Source organism: Thermomicrobium sp. (assembly GCF_053493975.1).
Genome location: NZ_JBRBZA010000003.1, coordinates 1 through 13,331, shown reverse-complemented (window position 1 = coordinate 13,331; position 13,331 = coordinate 1). Strand labels below are relative to the sequence as shown.

At 68.9% G+C, this 13,331-nt stretch carries 10 protein-coding genes and 1 pseudogene; 6 read left to right on the top strand and 5 right to left on the bottom strand.

Features of this window, described 5'->3' with window-relative positions; translation table 11 throughout:
• From ACWIVK_RS00275 to ACWIVK_RS00255, 5 genes and pseudogenes are all read right to left on the bottom strand, one after another.
• Window positions 1–141, bottom strand: a pseudogene (locus ACWIVK_RS00275) (fuconate dehydratase); the annotation flags it as partial.
• Window positions 142–336: 195 nt separating this feature from the next.
• Entirely contained in the window at window positions 337–1,218 is an 882-nt protein-coding gene (locus ACWIVK_RS00270) for a DUF1028 domain-containing protein (RefSeq protein ID WP_448574544.1), read from the bottom strand.
• Window positions 1,219–1,266: 48 nt separating this feature from the next.
• A complete protein-coding gene (locus tag ACWIVK_RS00265) occupies window positions 1,267–1,884 on the bottom strand; it encodes a hypothetical protein (RefSeq protein ID WP_448574543.1) in 618 nt (205 codons plus the stop codon).
• Window positions 1,874–5,323 carry an AAA domain-containing protein gene (locus ACWIVK_RS00260; RefSeq protein WP_448574542.1) on the bottom strand — a complete coding sequence of 1,150 codons (3,450 nt, stop codon included), beginning with the start codon at window positions 5,321–5,323 and terminating at the stop codon, window positions 1,874–1,876. The genes ACWIVK_RS00265 and ACWIVK_RS00260 overlap by 11 nt, the downstream gene beginning before the upstream one ends.
• Window positions 5,316–6,290 (bottom strand): hypothetical protein, encoded by a 975-nt coding sequence (locus tag ACWIVK_RS00255; RefSeq protein ID WP_448574541.1) that lies wholly within the window; start codon window positions 6,288–6,290, stop codon window positions 5,316–5,318. Before ACWIVK_RS00255 ends, ACWIVK_RS00260 begins: the two co-directional genes overlap by 8 nt.
• Before the next feature lie 335 nt (window positions 6,291–6,625).
• Between ACWIVK_RS00255 and upp the strand changes: the two genes are divergently transcribed.
• The 6 genes from upp (at window position 6,626) to ACWIVK_RS00225 (ending at window position 13,103) form a co-directional block, all read left to right on the top strand.
• Window positions 6,626–7,330 carry a uracil phosphoribosyltransferase gene (upp, locus tag ACWIVK_RS00250; RefSeq protein WP_448574540.1) on the top strand — a complete coding sequence of 235 codons (705 nt, stop codon included), beginning with the start codon at window positions 6,626–6,628 and terminating at the stop codon, window positions 7,328–7,330.
• A 44-nt stretch (window positions 7,331–7,374) separates the two neighbouring features.
• The gene (locus ACWIVK_RS00245) at window positions 7,375–9,426 is read left to right on the top strand and encodes a S8 family peptidase (RefSeq protein ID WP_448574539.1); all 2,052 of its coding nucleotides are present in this window, start codon (window positions 7,375–7,377) and stop codon (window positions 9,424–9,426) included.
• 71 nt (window positions 9,427–9,497) lie between these two features.
• Complete coding sequence (locus ACWIVK_RS00240; RefSeq protein ID WP_448574538.1) at window positions 9,498–10,772, top strand: MFS transporter; 1,275 nt, start codon at window positions 9,498–9,500, stop codon at window positions 10,770–10,772.
• A 217-nt stretch (window positions 10,773–10,989) separates the two neighbouring features.
• Entirely contained in the window at window positions 10,990–11,625 is a 636-nt protein-coding gene (locus ACWIVK_RS00235) for a helix-turn-helix transcriptional regulator (RefSeq protein WP_448574537.1), read from the top strand.
• A gap of 124 nt (window positions 11,626–11,749) precedes the next feature.
• Complete coding sequence (locus ACWIVK_RS00230; RefSeq protein WP_448574536.1) at window positions 11,750–12,736, top strand: Tat (twin-arginine translocation) pathway signal sequence domain-containing protein; 987 nt, start codon at window positions 11,750–11,752, stop codon at window positions 12,734–12,736.
• A gap of 22 nt (window positions 12,737–12,758) precedes the next feature.
• Window positions 12,759–13,103 (top strand): hypothetical protein, encoded by a 345-nt coding sequence (locus tag ACWIVK_RS00225; protein ID WP_448574535.1) that lies wholly within the window; start codon window positions 12,759–12,761, stop codon window positions 13,101–13,103.
• The last annotated feature ends 228 nt before the right edge of the window (window positions 13,104–13,331 follow it).

The window sequence follows — 13,331 nt, the reverse complement described above, 5'->3', positions numbered from 1 at the left end:
CAGGCCGGGGGAATCGGTGTGGAGGATGACGTAAGCGGCCGAATAGTCCGGGTCAGGATGCATGGCATCGGATCCGGCCAGGGTGAGCGAGGTGGGAAAGCGGACGTCGTAGACGTCGAGTCGAGTGATCGTGGTGGGCATCGTCATTCGCTCCTTTCGGGCCCGACTCGTGCCGAGACCAGGAGGTACGCAGTGACCGGTCTCGTTCAGAATCATCGCACGAGCAGTGCGGGCGTGGAAGGACTGCTCGTATCTCCCCTAGCCTTGGGGAGCGGGCGTTGCCTCGACAATGCCGGGCACCGCTCCGGTTCATCGGGCGGAGACGGGGCCGAACAGCTACGTTCCATGCTTCCGTTGTGCGAGATCGCGGAGATAGGCCAGAACTTGGCGGTCGATCCAGTCAGCATCGAGTGGGATGCGCTCTTCGAAGTTCTCGTTCCCGATGAGCGCGGCATAGGCGCGGCGCGTCGCCTCGTCCCATTGGCCGTGCGGAGGACCCTGGTAGTAGCCGAGGGTGCGCATGAGCTCTTGGAGCTCGACGAGCACGGCACCCTCGAGCGGGAGGCGGTCTTCTGGCTTCGGCTTCTCGAAATAGAGGCGCCAGATTCCGTACAGACGCTGGAGTTCAGCGACCGGCTCGGGGTGATCGTCGACCCGGAGGTCGATGAAGCGATCGGTGTAGCCGCCGTAGCCGCCGCGCTCTTTGACGACGAGGAGCGCAGCGGACTGTTTCCCGCGCCGGTCTCCCCCCGCTGCGTCGCCAGCCGCGAGTGCCGCCAGGAGACGCGCTGCGAGTGATCCCTCGGTCGTCTCGAAGGCACGAGCCATCGCGTCGACGACCTCCGGGCCGGTGAGGATGTTCCCCTGGACAGCGTATCCCGGCCCCGTGCGGCCGCCGGCCCAGGCGTGGCAGGCGCTCCCGGTGAACGTCACCGCGCCGCCACGCGCATCGACGATGCCGACCTGCCGGAGTTCGCGATCGGGATCATCGGCCAGGAGACGAGCGAGGGTTTCGCCAGCGGACTGGCCGGCTGCCATGAGCTCGAGACCGGTCGGCCCGTAGGAGACGTTGGCATAGGACTGGGTGGCGACAGCGCCGACGCCGGCACGCGCCCAGGGGACGACGGCACCGACGGCGAGGAACTTGGAGGCGACGGCGACACCCAGTTCCCCGGTGGCGGGATCGAGAGCAACGATGGAAAAAGTTATGATCGCCATCGACTTGCTTCCCCTTCCTGTTGCCTGCTCGTGCTCAGGCAGGCCAGCTCACCACCAGCGCTGGACGAGGCGCAGGATGCGCCCCTCGTTCTCCCAGGCGAGCCAGCCGAGACCGACGAGGAGCCCGATGCATGCCGCGAGCTCGCGCCGTGTACCTGCGAAGAAGTCGGCCATCCAGGGTTGGGCCGGGTCACGAGACGGCTCGCGGTCGGCGAGCGCGGCTGCGAGCCAGGCCTCGGCGAGGGCGAAGACGGTCCACTCCGGGCGCTCGGCGAAGCGCGCGGCGAGCCACTGTGCGATCGGATGGGACGGGATGCGGTGGGCGAGCAAGGTGGGGTCAGCGACGAGCTGGCGGGTCAGCTCGTTGGTCCGGAACTTGCGGCCGCTCTTGGGGCGGTCGCTCCGCGCGGACGATGCGTCGCGCGCGAAGTCGGTGACGTACGGGCAGGAGGGGATCAGGGGGCAGCCGTGCTCCTGACAGTCTGGGACCCGGGTGCGGAGAGAGTCGAGCAACCCGAGATCGCCGAGCAGGCGCAGGACACCGCCAGGTAGGGCTTCCGGATCGCCCTGCTCTGCCTGGTGGACGCAGGTGATGCCGTTTGCGCCGAGGCGGGCGAGTCGCTCGGCCAGCGTCGTCGAGGCGATGACCAACTCCTCAGCGGTCATCTCCTCGCCCCGCCGTGAAGAGATCTCGTGTCGAGAGGATGCCTGCGTCGCCGCGCGCAGCGAGGTGCTCGATCCGCTCGAAGACCATGCGGAACCGCTCGCGGGCCTCGTTTTCGCTGTCGCTCTTGGCTGCTGCCGTGAACGTACGGCGGTCGCCGACGAGGACGAGCAGGCTGCGGGCGCGGCTGAGCGCGACGTTGAGGCGCCGCCACTCGGCGTGGAGCGAACCGATCTCACCCGCCTCGTTGCTGTTGACCAAGCTGACGATGATGATCTCGCGCTCGCCCCCCTGGAAGCGATCGACGGTGTCGACGCGCAGGCGTGCGAGCGCTGGGTGAGCGCGGGCCAGCTCTTGGCGGATGAGCGTGTTCTGACGCCGGTAGGGCGAGATGACACCGATCTGGTCGACGATGGTCCGGTGGGCCGACTCGGGCAGGTCGCGGAGGAACTCGGCGAGCACGGCAGCGATCAGTGCGGCTTCGCGCTGGTTCGCACGCCCCTCGTCGTCGGCCGCGAAAACGGCACCGCTGTCGCGCGCGAGCGGGTCACCGCTCGTGTCGAGGTAGAGGATCGGGGGGCTCTGGCCGATGATCCCTGAGGGGATCGGCACTCCGAGGTCGTCCAGCCAGTGCGCGAGGCGGCGGTCGGCGATCCGCGGATCGGCCGGACGGAGTTCGTCCTGATAGAAGACGTGACTCACCAGGTCGCAGATCGGGCCATTCATCCGGTATTGCTCGGTCAGCCGGATGCAGGCCGCGGGATAGCGCCGATGCAAGCGCTCGAAGGCGGAGGTGCGCAGGCTATCGCCTGGCCGAATACCCAGTCGCGCGAGATCGTCCCAGTAGGGTGGAGGATCGATGGCGGTGACGACTGGCGGCAACTGATTCTGGTCGCCGACCAGGATGAGCCGCCCGGCATAGCCGATCGGCAGGCGACGCAGGGCCTGGAGGCATGCCGGCTCGGTGGCCTGCCCCGCCTCGTCGACGATGACGGTCTCGAAGGTCAGTCCGCGCAGCTCGGCTGCGTCGGCTGCGCCCAGCGTGGCGACGAAAACGGCCGCATGCTCGCGGATCGTGCGGGCTCGGCGACTGGAGGCGAGCAACCGTTGGATCGCTTCTTCGTCATTGTCCGGCGGCTGCCGGCGCTCGCGCGACGACAGCCCGCTGCGGGCGACCAGCGTCTGGGCAGCGACGTCCTCTTCCATGTCCTCGCGCTCGTTGCCGACGCGGACGAGGAAGGGGAGCACCTCGGGGACGTCCTGCCGGATCTTGCGGACCACCTCGTTGGCTGCCCGGTGCGTGTTGGTGAGGACGAGGACGGGGCGGCGGCCGGTGGGTCGTGCCGGATCGAGGAGTCCGCGGGCGAGGAGACCACGCACGATCGCGGCGATGAGTGCCGTCTTGCCGGTACCAGGCGGCCCCTGGATGAGGAGGAGGTCGCCTGGCTGGAGCGCGAGCGCTGCAGCGAGTGCGCGCCGCTGGGATTGGTTGAGCCCGCCAGCGAGCCAACCGGGCAGCGTGGACGAAGTCCGAAGTGGGCGTGGCGAGCGGAGGCCGAGGATCGTCTGGGTGAGGATTGGGAGTTCCCACCATTTGATTTCTCGGCCGCGGGCTGGGGTCGCGGTCATCGAGGAGACGAAGAAATCGGCCAGGCCTTCGAGTTGCCAGGCGCGCATGTCCCAGCCAGTGAGCTGATCGATGCGATAGAGGGAATCGTCCCCATCAGGTGCCAGCGGTACCCGGTCGCGCAACTCGACGGTGATCTCGCACTCGCCGAGCGCGACGACGGTTCCCTCCACCGAGAAGAGCTCACCCGGGCGGGGGATGCGCTGGCGGAGCCCGTCCGGCCACTGCGGGGTGATCAGGACTGTATCGTCCTCGCGGATGCGGGTGTCGAGTCGGCGCCCGGGGCGTTCGAAGGTGACGAACCGCTCCTCCTGACGCACCAGGCGAAGGTCACAGAGGGTGATGCCCTCCTGCTCGAGCCGCTGTGGGGGCGTCTGGACGAGGTGGAAGAAGCGCTCCCGTTCGGCGTGCTCCTCGGCCTTGAGCTGGCGATGGAACCAGACCCAATACGAGAAGAGCGCTGGGGGAGCATAGCGGAAGAGGCCCCGCAGCGGTCTGCCGTCCGGTTCTCGCGTTTGGGCACAGACTCGACGGGCGCGGGCGACACACGGTTTGCAGGGAGGCACGTCACTCAGCAAGTCGAATTGGCCGACGATCTGCGGCAGGCGCCAGTTCTCGGTGGCTCCATCGAGCCGGTAGCGATCGTAGCCGGTAAAGAGACCGCTGGCGATGCAGTAGAAGACGTTGCGGGCTTGGGCGATGAGGTCGACGAGGCGCTCGTCCCGTTGGGAGAGATCCAAGCGGAGTCGTCGGACCAGCGGGTGCTGCTCGAGCGGTACGGCGGCGAGCCGCTGTTCGTCGACCAGCTCGACGACGGCATCGACGGACGCAAATCCGACGCTCTGCAAGACTTCGCGGTAGGCCAGCGCTTGGAGGCCGCCTGGCACGCTCTCGCCCGTGAGGGGGTCCCGCTCCGACTGGAAGGAGCGTGTCTTGACCTCGGTGATCCGGAGGGGCGAGGCGGCTGGGTTGTGGGGAACCTCGACGCGATCGGCGCGGCCGGAGAGTCCGCGCGTGGGGGAATAGAAGAGTCGCTCGAGGTAGAGCTCGACGGCGGCGGTCGCTGGATCGAGGGTCTCCTCGACCTGATCGAGGATCGAGTTGGCGACGCCGAAGGAGAGGAGCAAGTCTTTCGGCGGTAGGCCGTCTTTCGTCTCTTTGGCGGCGAGCAGCGTCTGGATCGTGCGCGTCCACTCGGCCCACACCCCGGCTCGATAGGCAGAAGCGGCCAGCTGGCGGTCACCGGTTGAGGCAAAGGTCACGAGCGCGCGACGGTAGCCAGCGTGGATGGCGCGACCGCGGATGTCGCTGGGCTGCGGTTCGCGCTCGCGGTAATCGCGTGGCAGGCCGAGGAATCGCTCGAAGAAGACCTGGAGCGGGCACTGATAGAGTTGCTCGACCAGACTGCCCGTGACCGTGTACTCGGGTGCGACGATGAACTTGAGGAGGACGACTTGTCGCCAGCCGCTCGAGGTGATCGCGGTGACCGCTCGGAGCACTTGCAGGCGGAGCGGTGTCTCGATGTTGCGTCGGGCGCGTGCGTCGAGGACATGCCAGAGCACCGGGAAGTAGTGCGAGAACGGGTTGGAGCCCGGACAGCCGGGGTACCACTCGTTGCTGTAGACGGAACAGTATCCCAGAGATCGACCGTCCTCGGTCGTTGCGTGGAGGACGAGCTTGCGCCGCTCGCCGCGGCGGGGAGTTGGTGTGATCAAGACGGGCACGTCGAGCCACTGAGGGATTCCGGGGTTGGCAGTGAGTTCTTGCCAGGCGCGGAGCGCGCGCTCGCTCGCAGATTCCACGTGGTCAGGCATCGGGTGACTCCTCGGCCGGGCTGGATTCCGGAACGTACAAGGCCAGTGCGAAGCGATGCGTGGCAGCGATGGCGTCCTCACCCCACGCCTGTGTGAGGGCGGCAGCGATTGCCCGGTAGAGATCGCGCGGCCAGGCTTCGGCGGCCAGCTTGGAGAGTTCGGTCGCTTCCTCCTCGGGAGGTGCGAGGAGCAGCGCGAAGACGGCCCGCGCCCGCTGGAGCAGGGTCAGGAGGCCATCGTCCGCCTCGCCGCTGGTGATTCCGGCTCGTCGGGCCAGACGAAGCAGCCAGGCTAGCGTGGTTTCTGCTCCCTCGTTGCGCAGGAGCGCCACCCGAGCGCGGAACAGGGCCCAAACACACCAGGCGCGCTCGTCGGTCGTGGCGTGCTTCCAGGCTTGGCCCAGGCGCTCGGCCTCGCGGGTGTAGAAGGCGCGTTCGGCTTCGGGTAGTTGGTCCAACGTGGGCAGGAGTTCCTCGACGAGGCGCACGCTCGGCAGCGCTTTTTCCTTGACCTGGCCCGGCACGAGACGGAGGAGCTCTTCGACGAGCCGGTACAGCGCCCAGCCGAGCGCGATGCGCTGCTGGTTATCGGGAAAACGGGCGACGCTCGCGGCGCGGGCCAGACTCAGGGCCGCGCTGCGGAGATCCCACGTGGCCAGCGCGCGATAGGCAGCAGCCAGTTCCTCGCGAGCGAGGTCTTCGGCCGGGGCGAGCAGCGTTGCGTCGAGCTGGAGGAGGGCGCCGAGACGTTCGGCGGTGAGGGCCGCGATCGCTCCCTCGCGCAGGGCGTCGGCCACGCGCCGGACGGGTCGTGGGGAAACGACGGGATCGCCACCGGCGAAGCGCTCGGTCCGCAGCTTCTCGACCCGCTGCTGAATCTGGTCGAGCAATGCCTCGCTCGCCTCGCGATCCGCGGTCGCTGGAGGGATGGCGGCCGACGGTTCTTCCGGAACTGGCCGAGTGGCCATGGGAGTTGTCCCCCACTCGTGCGCGCGCTGCTCGTACGGGGATCGTAGCGGAGCGTGGGGGGCTGTGTCTAGGGCTGCCCGCGGGTGCGGAACCGCGGACGACGCATCGGCTCATGGTGGTCGCCGACGAGTCGATGCGCGTGGGGGAAAACGACACAGTGCTCGATCCAGGTGCGAGCTGTCTCGGCGGCGGCTGAGCGCGATATACTGGAGCCTCAAGAGGCTATGGCCGAGCGAGCTGGATGAGGTGGCGCAGCCGGCCACTGGCGGCTGGCGATGGATGGGGAGCGGACGGCACACGGATCGGTCGTGCCGGGGACAGAGGGGAGACACGCATGGCTGAGCAACTCGTCCATCCGACACCGATGCGGGGCGTCCCGCAGCCGCGGCGCGAGGACGTCCTCGGGCAACCGCGCTTGCGCGTGCTCGACCATCCGTTGGTAACGGCGTTGCTCACGGTGGCGCGCGACGAGCGCACGCCGCCAGCCGAGTTCGAGCGGGTGCTGCACGAGCTGACCCGTTTTCTTCTCTACGAAGCGCTCGGTGAGGAACCGCTCGAGACGTTCCGTGTCCCCTCCCCGACGGGCGAGGAAGCGGACGGGGGAGCGCTGCGCGCTGGACTGGCCGTGCTAGCGATTTTGCGGGCCGGACTCGGCATGCTCGCACCGGTGCGACAGCTGGTCCCGGCGGCACCGATCTACTTGGTGGGAGCACGACGCGACGAGGAGACGTTACGCTCGACCATCTATTACAAGAAGCTTCCGGGGCGCTTCGATGTCCTCCGCCATGTCGTCATCGTCGATCCGATGCTGGCGACCGGCGGTTCGGCCGTCGCGACAGTGAAGCTTCTCCGGCAGACCTACAGTGGGCCGATCTCGTTCCTCGGGATCATCGGTGCGCCCTATGGTGTCCAGCATCTGCTCGCGGCCGATCCCGACGTGCGGATCTACTTGGCGGCGCTCGACGAGCGTCTCGACGACCGAGGCTTCATCGTGCCCGGTTTGGGGGATGCGGGAGACCGGCTGTTCGGAACGCAGTGAGTAGCCGAGCGCGTCGAGGCAACGGCGAGCGAGCGGTGGCGCTGATGAGGTGGTCGCTGATCTGGCCGCGGCTGCTCACCTGGTTCTCGATTCCGGTTCTGCTTCTGGTCGGGTCGCCGCGTTGGCTGGACGGGGCGCACGGGCACGCGACCACGCCACCGGGGCCGGTGGAGTGGGGAGTCGCGGTCGAACCTGGACGCTGCGCGATCCTCCGGCAGCCTCTCCTCAAGCCGCGCTGCTTGGCTGACCTCCCCGCGCGCCTGGAGCCGATCGATCCGGATGGGCAGTGGTGGCGGCTGCGCTTCGATCAGCCGGCGACTGCTGCCGATTGGATCGTGCGCCTGCTGGGGCGGCCGGGAGTCGCTGGGCTGGAGCCGGCGGTGCGTCTCTTCTACCAGTGGACGCCAGCCGATCCGCTCGTCGCCCAGCAAGAGTGGTTGACGGTGGTCGGATTTCTGGCGGCTTGGGACGACACGATCGGCCGGGCGGAGGTGGCGGTCGCAGTGATCGATTCCGGGGTGGCAGCGAGCCATCCGGATCTGGCGGGAAAGCTGCTGCCGGGATACGACTACCTGCGACGCGATGCTGATCCGGACGACGAGGTCGGGCACGGGACGGCGGTAGCGGGGATCATCGCGGCGGCGGCTGACGGGCGCGGCATGGTGGGTGGTGCACCGGGCATCAAGATCGTGCCGCTCAAGGTCGGCGATCAGATCGGTGCGAGTTCGCTCTCGATCGCGGAAGCGGTCTACGGGGCGATCGAGCGCGGCGTGCAGGTGATCAACTTGAGCTTGGGGGCAGATACGCCGAGCGGTGCGCTGGAACGCGCGATCGAGCAGGCGTACGCGCGCGGGATCGTGGTCGTCGCGGCGGCGGGAAACACGCCCGACAGCGTGACCTTCCCGGCCAGTTATCCTGAGGTGATCGCGGTGGGGGGTGCGACGGCGGACGGCAAGCGGCTGGCGAGCTTCACCTCGCGCTTGACGCGCGTCGACCTCATCGCGCCGGCCGAGAACGTGCTGACGACGACTTGGGACGGGCAAGAGTCGAGTTGGGACCGGCGGACGGGTACCTCCTTCGCGGCGCCGATGGTGAGCGCGACTGCGGCGTTAGTGCGTTCCATCGCGCCGGACAGCAGCGTGGAGTGGGTGCGGCAAACGCTGCGCGAGACGGCCTCTCCGCTCGATCCGCCGGGCCAGCCAGGGGCTGGCAGCGGACTCCTCTCGGCCAGGGGTGCGGTGGATCGCGCAGTGCTGCGGCGCTTCGCCCAGACGTGGCAGCGGGCGGATCTCCCGGTGGCCGCGGGACAGGCGCAGCGGTCGTGGCTGTGGGGGCCAGCGGCGTTCGCGGTGACGCGCGAGCCGTACGAGGAGGCGCGGGCGGGAACGCGCGCGGTCGCCTACTTCGACAAGGCCCGCTTGGAGCTCACCGACCCTGACAGACCGCCGAGCGACCCCTGGGCGGTGACTTCGGGCCTTCTGGCCCGCGAGCTCATCAGCGGGATGGAACAAGTGGGAGACAGGCGCTTCGTCCCTCGCGCGCCAGCCAGCATCCCGGTCGCTGGCGATCCGGACGATCGGCTCGGTCCGACGTACGCGACGCTCGCTGCCGTGCTGGCTCTGCCACCGCTCGAGCAGGGCGAGTTGATCACGCAGACGATCGATCGGAGTGGCCAAATCGGGAACGAGCCGCGTCTGGCTGACTACGGCGTGCGAGCTGGACCGCTCGTACCGGAAACAAGTCATCGTGTCGCTTCGGTCTTTTGGGAGTTCCTGCAGCGGCGGGACATCGTCTACGCGGACGGAGCGTTCCGGTCCGACCAGTTGTTCTGGCCGCTCTTCGCCGTCACCGGTTTCCCGATCACCGAAGCGTACTGGACGCGCGCCAAGGTCGGCGGCGTCGAGCGAGACGTCCTCGTCCAATGCTTCGAGCGCCGTTGCCTGACCTACACGCCGGACAACCCGCCCGGCTGGCGCGTGGAGCTCGGCAACGTGGGGCAGCACTACTACCGTTGGCGGTACGGCTCGCTGCCGGACCGACCACCAGCCAGTGACCCAGCGGCGATGGCACCGGTGGACGGTAGCGGACGCAGCTGACGCGGCGTAGACTGTCCGCTGGTCGGCCTGGCAGGGAGTCTGCTGGGTCGGCGGAGGGGAGCACGGGGACAGTGCGACCACGCGCGCGGGTGTCGGCAGCTGGTGCTGCACCGGGCAGCGCCCCGAACTGGCAGCGAACGCTCGCTGCACTCTGGCTGGCTCAAACGCTGACGATCATCGGGTTCAGCCTCCGGACGCCCTTCTTGCCGTTCTTCGTCGCCGAACTCGGGGCGAGCGACCTGCAAGCACAGGTCCTCTGGGCCGGGGCGATCAACGCTGGGGGCGCCGCGGTGATGGCGATCACCGCGCCACTTTGGGGTGCACTGGCCGACCGGTACGGTCGCAAGCTGATGGTCCTGCGCGCGATGGTCGCTGGCTCGCTCACGATCGGTCTGATGGCGCTGGCCACCAGCCCGTGGCAGCTCTTCGCGCTCCGGCTCGTCGAGGGCGGGTTCACCGGCACGGTCACGGCGTCGACGACGCTGGCTGCCTCGACCGTTCCCAAGGAGCGGCTCGGCTTCGGACTGGGTCTGATGCAGATGGCGGTCTTCTCGGGCTCGGCCGTGGGCCCGCTGATCGGCGGGGTGCTGGCGGACCAGATCGGCTACCGAGCGACGTTCGTGCTGGCCGGGAGCCTCCTCCTCGTCTCGGCGCTGCTCGTCGCGTTCCTGGTCGAAGAGCGTTTCGAGCCGCCGCGGCGGTGGGCAGGCCACGTTGAGACAGGTGGCGAGACCTGGCGGCTGTTGCTCGCGCCAGCGCTGCTCGGGATCGTCGTCAGCCTGTTCGCCCTGCGGGCAGCCAGTATGGCGCTGCAACCGATCGTCCCGCTTCTCGTCGAGCAGCTGGCGCGCGGTTCCTCGGCGGTCAACTCCCTGGCTGGGCTGGCGATGGGGGTGAGCGGGATGACCAGCGCAGTCGCAGCGGTCGGGCTGGGCCGGCTGAGCGACCGGATCGGCCAGCGACCACTCCTGATCGCCAGTGGCGCACTGGCGGCGGCGACGTTCCTGCCACTCGGGCTGACGACGCAGGTGTGGCAGGTCATCGTGCTGCAAGCGCTCTTCGGCATCGCGTCCGGCGGTATGCTGCCGACCGCGAACGCCTTGGTCGCGCGCCTCACGCCCGAAGGGCGGCGCGGGACCGTGTACGGGTTCACGACAACGGCATCATCGCTGGGGGCCTTCGTCGGCCCGTTGGTGGGTACTGGGCTCGCAGCCGCGCTGGGACTCCACGCGCCGTTCCTCGCGATCGGCCTCGCGCTGGCGGTGACGGTCGCCTGGGTGGCGCGGACGCTTTCACCACTCGAGCGAACTGAGCGACGAGCCGTCCTCGAGTCCGGGCGCGACTGAGGGACGAGTGTTCCTCGTTCCCAGAAGGAGACCGAATCGGACACTCCACGAACGAGACGAGGAGTGAACCTCGTCGCGTACCCTGCGCTGTCGTCGGTCGCTCGTGCACTGTGGGAGTCGGCGAGAGCCGTCCGATGCTGTTCTTCCTCGCTTGCCGGAACGGCAGAGCAGGTGGTATCGTTCGGGCAACCGACCGACTCTCTCGAAGGGGCAGGCGATGGCGCGCATCCTGCTCGTCCCGGACGACGCGCTCGGCTGGCAGGAACTGGCTGTCCAGCTGGCCGATTGTCCGGGGGTTACGGCCGTGCAGCTGGCCGCCGACCCTGCCACCGCCGCCCAGCTCGGCGTGACCTGGCGGCCTGACCTCGTCGTCTTCGGGGCCGGTCTCTTGCGCGAACAGCTCGACCCAGCGCTGGTCGGGCTGGTGCAGCAGGCTCCGAGCGTGCTCCTGGCCCGCGCACTCCCTGCCCAGCTGCTCGGGGCACTGCTGGATGCTGGACTGTCGCTGCGTGGCGTCCTGACCTGGGCCGACCTGGACAGAGGAGCGGTACCCGCGGTGCTCGCGCTCCTCACGCAGAGCCCGCTCCTGGTGGCTGGCCCTCTGGCGGCAGCCCAGCTGGCCGCGCTGTGGCGGGAGCAGCTCGGGCGTCCGCGCCTGAGTCCGGCTGAGCAGCGTCTCCTGCCGCTCCTGGCCGAGTGGGACCTCACCTACGCGGCGATCGCTGCCCGTCTGGGGGTGACCCCGGCGACCGTCAAGGCACGGGTGCGGCGGCTGGCCCACAAGCTCGGGGTCCCGCCTGGGCGGGGCGCGGTGGTGACCGCAGCCCGCCGGCGCGGGTTGCTCGCTTCCTGAGCGAGCTGAGCGGAGGAAGCGCGCTCCGGATGACAGTGCTGTCGTCCAAAGGTGACTGGCAAGCGTATCCGAGCTCGTGGCAACGAGAGGCCTGACGGACGGCTCGAGAGTCCGAGGGAGCGACATGCAGTGGGTGTTGGCCTACGACGGAGCCTGCGGGCGCTGCCGGGTCATCGCCACGCGCGTGGTGGAGCTGGGTCGAGGGCAGCTCGTGGCGCGGAGCTTGCGCGAGCCGGAGGTGGCGACCTGGCGGGAGCGGCTCTTGGGGGCGGATGCGCCGTGGGAACCGGTGCTGTTTGCGGTGGAGGGGGCGGAAGCGGTCCGGGCGCTGACCGGGCGGCGGCTGGTGCTCGGGCTGGTGCGGCTGCTCGGGGTACAGCGGGGGCTGGCGCTGGCGGCTGAGCTCCGACAGGTCGGCTGGCCAGCTGGAGCCGGTCCGGTGCTCACCCGGCGGCGGGTGCTGGGGCGCCTGGCTGGGGTGGGGACGGCGTTGGGGCTCCTGGTGAGCGGGAAGCTGGCGCTGCCGGGTGGGGTGCATGCCCAGGGGGTGGGGGCAGAGCGCCCCTGGTGGGCGGTGGAGCCGGTGAAGACGGAGCTGCTCGATCCGGTGGAGACCGAGAAACTCCTGGCGGAGCTGCTGGCCGGGTCGGACCTTGCGGCGGTGCGCGGTGCGGCAGAGCTGACCGAGGTGCGAGCGGCACGGCACGTGCTGGTGGATGGGCGGACGCTGTGGCTGATCGTCGCAACGGTGAACGAGCAAGTCGGAATCCTGGCATTGCGCGACGATCGTGGCCGCTCGGCGGCCTTCCTGATCGACGTGGGGGAAAACGTGCGTCTCACCCGGTTCAGCGAGAACGGCCAGCTGGTACGGGTGAACCACGCTGAACAGGTTTTGCGGGGGTGCGGTCCCTTAGAGGTGCCATGCGGCTGCTGTTGCCGGTTCGATTGGCGAGCATTCGTCAGTTGCTGCCATCCGTGTCTCTATGCCTGTATTCCCCCTTCATGGCGCTGCCTCGCCTGCGTGCTCATCTCCTGCGGTGCATTCTGTCTGTGGGCATCCTGCCCGGGCGGGTGGGGTTGCACGTGCTGCTGTCTCGTCCCGCCAGGCTGAGGAAGCCTGAGGAGGTGGCTCTATGCCGTGGAGCCTGCTCGCGAGTTGGTTTTGGTACACCATCGCCGTGCTGGTGGCTTGCGAAGCGTTTACCGAACTTGTCACGGGCACTTTCCTCGCAACGAGACAGTCGCTGACCAGGCGCCGGAAGGTACTGGCTGGAGCGATCGTGCTCGTCACGCCACTGTGGCTCGTGCTCTGGTGGGAGCGTGGGTGGTACCAGTACTGGGCCAACCCGGTAGGAGCGAGTACGGCCGGTTTGCTCGTGTTGGTGCATGGGTGGGCGCTGCTCCGCCGGGTACGACAGAGAGGACGAGCCAGTAGGAGCGGGTGTCTGCAGGGGAGCGAAACAGCACGTTCGGCCTAGGCTGTCGGTGCGTGATTGCACGGCACTGGCGGAGTAGTCTCCTGCAATGCTCGTCTGTACCTACAGGAGTTGGCAGGTGTGCCATGACCGCACGGGACGATGCCGGGCGGGAGGTGGCCTTCCGGTACCGGCTCGAGGGGGAGACCGCGTTGCTGGTGGCGACGAGCGAGGGTGGGCAGGTGGCCTGGCCGGTGGTGTGTCGTGGCGCCTTCAGTCCGGCGAGTTGCC

What these genes read in the sequence shown, in the direction of transcription:
- ACWIVK_RS00270 (WP_448574544.1), bottom strand. Translation starts at nt 1,218, where the DNA reads ATGGCGATCATAACTTTTTCCATCGTTGCTCTCGATCCCGCCACCGGG.
- ACWIVK_RS00265 (WP_448574543.1), bottom strand. Translation starts at nt 1,884, where the DNA reads ATGACCGCTGAGGAGTTGGTCATCGCCTCGACGACGCTGGCCGAGCGA.
- ACWIVK_RS00260 (WP_448574542.1), bottom strand. Translation starts at nt 5,323, where the DNA reads ATGCCTGACCACGTGGAATCTGCGAGCGAGCGCGCGCTCCGCGCCTGG.
- ACWIVK_RS00255 (WP_448574541.1), bottom strand. Translation starts at nt 6,290, where the DNA reads ATGGCCACTCGGCCAGTTCCGGAAGAACCGTCGGCCGCCATCCCTCCA.
- upp (WP_448574540.1), top strand. Translation starts at nt 6,626, where the DNA reads ATGGCTGAGCAACTCGTCCATCCGACACCGATGCGGGGCGTCCCGCAG.
- ACWIVK_RS00245 (WP_448574539.1), top strand. Translation starts at nt 7,375, where the DNA reads ATGAGGTGGTCGCTGATCTGGCCGCGGCTGCTCACCTGGTTCTCGATT.
- ACWIVK_RS00235 (WP_448574537.1), top strand. Translation starts at nt 10,990, where the DNA reads ATGGCGCGCATCCTGCTCGTCCCGGACGACGCGCTCGGCTGGCAGGAA.
- ACWIVK_RS00230 (WP_448574536.1), top strand. Translation starts at nt 11,750, where the DNA reads ATGCAGTGGGTGTTGGCCTACGACGGAGCCTGCGGGCGCTGCCGGGTC.
- ACWIVK_RS00225 (WP_448574535.1), top strand. Translation starts at nt 12,759, where the DNA reads ATGCCGTGGAGCCTGCTCGCGAGTTGGTTTTGGTACACCATCGCCGTG.